This is a genomic window from Mucilaginibacter sp. (assembly GCF_028288105.1).
Lineage (GTDB): Bacteria > Bacteroidota > Bacteroidia > Sphingobacteriales > Sphingobacteriaceae > Mucilaginibacter.
The window spans coordinates 1-5,318 of record NZ_JAQBOI010000122.1 but is presented as its reverse complement, the minus strand read 5'-3'; the positions used below and the strand labels follow the sequence as shown (position 1 = coordinate 5,318).

The window sequence follows — 5,318 nt, the reverse complement described above, 5'->3', positions numbered from 1 at the left end:
TAACGCGCGTTTAGAAAATGTAGCCTCATCGTTTGGTTTCTTCAGCTCGGCAGCCAGTTCGCCAACCGCCCAGTCATCATAACTACTACCAAGCGTTACCGCAACGGCCTGCCTTTTCTCGAATGAGTGAACAAGACCCACAGTTTCCTTTTCGCCTATTTTTAGCGCAGGGAAATAACCTTTGGTATGATAAAAATCGTCCAGTTCGCATTTAGGCCCATTCTCCCATGGCAGCATGGTAGCTTGTGTAGCGTTTTTAAGGATGCCTTCATAGGCTTTCTCCATATCAAATCCGCGGATGCCTTTGCGGTAATCATCCAAAAACATAACAGTTGAATGAAAACCATTCATACAGGGGTTATCGCCAAACAAAACCGGAAATGTAGGCATCCAGCCGCTTTGCTGGTACATATTCACATAAGAGTTCAGCATATCCGACTCCATAGCCGGGTTCAAAATTGCCCTTAACGGGTGCAGCGCCAGGTAGGTATCCCAAACCCAGTCATCTACATAAAAAGGTTTGTTGCTATCATGTACTTTTTTATCATAACCGCTGTAGTAGTGGCCATCCTCGTTTATGTTTACCATACGCTCGTTGCTGCGGTACAGGGCCGTGTAAAACGAACGTCGCTGTGCTTTTGTCCCGCCTTCTACCTGGATCTGGTTTACTATTTTTGCCCAGGCATTTTTACCCGCTTGTCTTAAAGCGGCAAACTCAACTCCGGTAAATTCATTCTTGAAGTTTTGCTTTGCCTGCTGCGGACTTATGTATGATATAGCGTATTTAAACTCTATAACATCCGGTGTACCGGCAGCAAATGTGATGAACGATTTAACGCCCTTCCCATCTGCAGAAGTTTGATTTGATAAGGTTCTATTTTGTACTATGCCGGCAGTTCCTTTTGTATTGAAACGCCCGTATACATAAACCTTAATATCGTCATGATAGGTTTCCATACCCACCATTTCGTTGCCATTGGTAAAGCTCCAATTGGTTCCACCATTGTTATAAGTATCAAACAGGATACTTTTTGACGGGCTTTTAGCAGGGAAGGAAAACTTATACATCCCCACTTTTTTGCCGGGAGTAAACTCTACCGTAATATCCTTTTTAATAAGGTAGGTTGAATAATACCATGGCCTTATCACTTCCAGATCATGGTCATATGGCATTTTCTGGTTCCACGATGCTGCGGTAAGCGGCAGGTTATCGGGCTTTATAGAGAATACCTCGCCCAGCCTGTGCGAAACCATATTAAGCGGGAAGCTGGAGATCTGATCATCGATGTAATCTTTTCTTAAAGGATACATCCTTATCATTTGATTAGGCAGGTGCATAGTTGGCCGGGTGGGCTCCAGCAACTGCCCAACATTACCGATATGCGGATCGATGTACGCTAAATTGCCATCGGCATTTGTTTGCGCGTAACTTATGCCTGTAAAGGCACTACTATATAAGGCACATAAAACTACCGACCTTAATAACCGGGAAAAATTGGTAACCATTGATGATGTTTATTGGTTTATAACATCAAATTTGGATTTTTGGCTTAATGAATTATTAATAATTCATTAATTGGGCAATAAATTTCTATTGTAACAGAATTATTCAAGAATTGAATGAAAATCGCGCTCAAAGGCTTCACCATAAATGGCTTTGTACTCCCTGTTAAAATTCTCGAAAGCATGTTTGGCAAGTGAGTGTTTGCCAATATGTGCCAAAGCTTTGCACTTCAAGATCATGGCTTCCTCATTAACCGGGTCGAAGTAAAAGATATCATTAGCCAGTTTTATCAAAAACTCGGGGTCGTCGGCTACCTGTATGCTGTTTGCAAACTGAATATAAGAGTCAATTATCTCGTTAGATACTTCGGATTTAAAACCATCGAGCCATTCATATTCAATGTTTGATAAGAAATTGCCCCTTTGGGTGATATGCGTAAGCTGTAGTATCTTCTGTTTATTTAGTTTGTTCTTGTTAGATACAATGTTTAGATAGTTATGATAATCAACCGAGATGATATTATAATCGATCTCTATTTTCCAATAGCCGGTATCTTTTGATAAGTGGCAATATCCCATCTTATCAAGCAGTGATTTCAACTTGGCAATATTTACCGAACGGTTGTTACGCGCGCTTTTTTCTGATTTATCAAACCAAAGTATCTCATTTAACTTTTCGGAACTTACGCCCCTGCCCAACTTTACAGAGTACAGCAATATCACCAGGAACAGTTCCTTCAATAATGGGGTAAAGTATTTAGTGATCTCGTTGCCTTCGCAGGTAAAAAGCTGGAGGTCGCCAAATAAAAATATAGCGTTCGTATTACTCTGGTTCCTGGCAACATCATCAATTAACTCCTCCTCCAACCCGGCAGATGGAATAGTTATAGCTGATACTTCAATGGGTTTTGCTAGCGTATGTGTGGCCACCACCTGCTTTTTACGCCTGCTGATAATTATGTAAACTGGTATTGCCGATGCAATAACACAAATAGCTATCCACAAAAAGTAATTTGGAGGGCTGGTTTGTGCTACCTGATTAACCAACGGCTCCGGGGGGCCTAACAGTGAATAGATCTTTATTCTTGTTTGATCATTCTCCTTAAACAGGGTAACGGTTAAAAACTTGCTGCTATGCGGAAAATAGCTCATATCCGCATAGGCATGTATATCGTGAAATTTGTAAGGAATGGTATCACCTACCAATTTATAAGCCGCCTGGTTTAATGAGCCTTGAATGAGCTGCAGGTTCGAATTAAATTTGTGCTGCGGAAATATAAGCCCATAGTATGACTTTTCTTTATCATTAATAACTAAGGAATTGGCAAATACAAAATCCTCTTTTTTTACATCGATGGTAAATAGCTTTTTAAAGGACTGGTCTTTAACCGAAAACCGCATCATATCATACAGATTACGTGGGTTCACAATTTGCTGGCCTGACGCACTTCCGTAGCCACCTATAACATAAGCAGTATCGCCGGTGGCATTAGCACCCAGCCCGGCCAAATAACGTGGGGTAAATGTATCGCCCTTAACCTTTACTTTTTGCCATGTATTAGTTATGTAATTATAGCGTTTAACGCTATCCTTGTATATCAATTGCCCGTAGCCGCCAATAGTGTATATGCTGCTATCGGTTTTACAGGCAAATTTATTTAAATGCCCGTTGTTGGTTGCAATATTTTTAAAGGCCTTGTTCCACCGCTTCTCTTTAAGATCGTAGGTAGCAACAGCCATCTGATCGATATACAGGTAATACAGCTTATTGTTGATGAAGATAGACTGGTTACCGGGCACCAGCGCCTGCCTGCCCGAAAGGTATGCCGTACTTTTTACCTGGGGCCTTGCATTTGTGGAATAAGTTACAAGCGAATCTTGTGTAACTATGTAAACTGTCTCATTTGCCGGGTCGAAAGCTATACTGGCGTCGCCGGGCACGGCTAATTCTTTTTCTAATTGCCAGTTACGGTGCCGTGATTTTATCCATAAGGCATTTGTTACAGCCCCGTTATTCTGGTTCACGGTTTCGTTGGCTATGTTACCCTGCCCCTCGTTAAGCGGCCAGTTGGATAATAATTTGCCGGTTTGAAGGACTTTTACATCTCTTAACTTTAGCGGGGGAAGATCTGTTGTTTGGAACTGACGGTAGGCATTGGCGCCAAAAAGCAGTTTGTAGTTTTTAGCCTGTTTCAGGTGAACACCCGATTCGGTATACGATTCGCGGCCACTGAATACGGTGATCTTATCATTCTTATAATCGATAAGTAACCTTAGCTTGTTCCATCGCTGAAACAAGGGCTTTTCATCAATATTAAATGATATTTTTGAAAGGCGCTCGCCTATAATTATTTTAAAATGTCGGGTATTGGCCTGATTATCATATACCAGGTCTATATTCTGCTTATCATCGCTAATAAGCCTTAATATATAGCCAAAATAAATTTCGTGGTTGGGGATAAAAGAGAGATCGAAACAAACTTCAAGATTATCTTTCTGCGGAATGTTATCCAGGTTTAGCGCTAAGGTTGTGCGTTTATCCTGAACTACTTCGTGGCTATTAAATCCAAGTCCATACGATTGCGCATTGGCTGGCAATATGAAAAGGATATTTAATAAAATAACCGCAATAGTTCCCGATAAAAAAAATCTCATGTTGATAAGCATACATTAAGCATTAACACTTAAGTACCCCGTAGTATAGTTTATAAATCAGGCCAGAAAACATTAATTAAGTTAAATGACACAAAGACTAAATTACAATAAAAACACTTTACATTCAAGCGTTAACAGACAATGCCAAAAAAAGAGTTGAAGGGCCTACGTTACAGTGCGGTATTTTGAAGTATAAAATCAATTATAGGCTCGGGATTCGGCAAACTATGAGGATGATGTTTAAAACCGGGCTTGTGTGTTACTGTGATATTACCGTTCAGGCTTTTTACTTTTTTCTCAAACAAATAGGTATTTTCTTCGGGGGATACGGCCTCATCTGCGTCGGCGCAAAGTATCAGTATAGCGTACTTTCCTTTAACAATTTCTGCTACCTTATCCAAAGGGCTTCCTTTAAAGTTCCTCACCTGTTCGTCGGTTTCCAAGTTATAATCGGCCTTAAATTGCTTAAACTCATCTGCGGAAGCTGGGTTTCGTCCTAATCCCGCAGGCCAGGTCTTTAAATCTAAAACCGGGTTATCAATATAAACGCAAGCTACCTTTTGTGGGTTAACGGCGGCCCAGTTCAGCACATATACACCTCCCCTGCTCATACCCTCCATAACGGCTTTTTTCGCCAGACCAGCTTTTTCCAGCAGGACATAAAAGTTATTCCAGCGGTCAATTGCCTCCTTGTTTCCAAACAGCTCGGCAACATCACAATACACAACATGGAAGCCGCGCTCCAGCAATGCAATATCGGTTTGTGGTTCGTGCCCCCAGAAACGCGCGCGCCATATCCACGGGTGGTTTTTAGCAACCTGTTTAGGCTTTACTACCTTGCATTGTCTTCCGTTAAGCATAAAATCGGCACAGGGGTAACCGTAAAATGAGGATACCTGTTTAGGTTCTTTTATATGGTTGAAAATATCATAGCCAGCATCTCTTTTTATAATGATCTGATCATATAAACGCTTAGCCATAATGCCCGATCCTTTTGCATCCGGATGGATTTTGTCGGGAAACAATTCCGGCATATTAATCAGAAGCGAGTGCATATCTAAGATCTCGGTGTTTTCATCGTATGCCACTTGCCTTAGTTGCGGAATGATCTTATTGACGATAACCGGATCCCAGATCCCGGTGGTATCGGTAACAAAAGA

3 protein-coding genes are annotated in these 5,318 nt (G+C 41.3%); all 3 read right to left on the bottom strand.

What is annotated here, in order from left to right; all coding sequences use genetic code 11:
* Positions 1 to 1,506: GH92 family glycosyl hydrolase (locus tag JWQ85_RS08365; RefSeq protein ID WP_299466795.1), on the bottom strand; the 1,506-nt coding region annotated here is incomplete at its 3' end.
* Between the two features lie 99 nt (positions 1,507 to 1,605).
* The gene (locus JWQ85_RS08360; RefSeq protein WP_299466792.1) at positions 1,606 to 4,158 is read right to left on the bottom strand and encodes a galactose oxidase; all 2,553 of its coding nucleotides are present in this window, start codon (positions 4,156 to 4,158) and stop codon (positions 1,606 to 1,608) included.
* A 170-nt stretch (positions 4,159 to 4,328) separates the two neighbouring features.
* The coding region (locus JWQ85_RS08355; protein ID WP_299466789.1) for a hypothetical protein at positions 4,329 to 5,318 on the bottom strand (990 nt) is incomplete at its 5' end.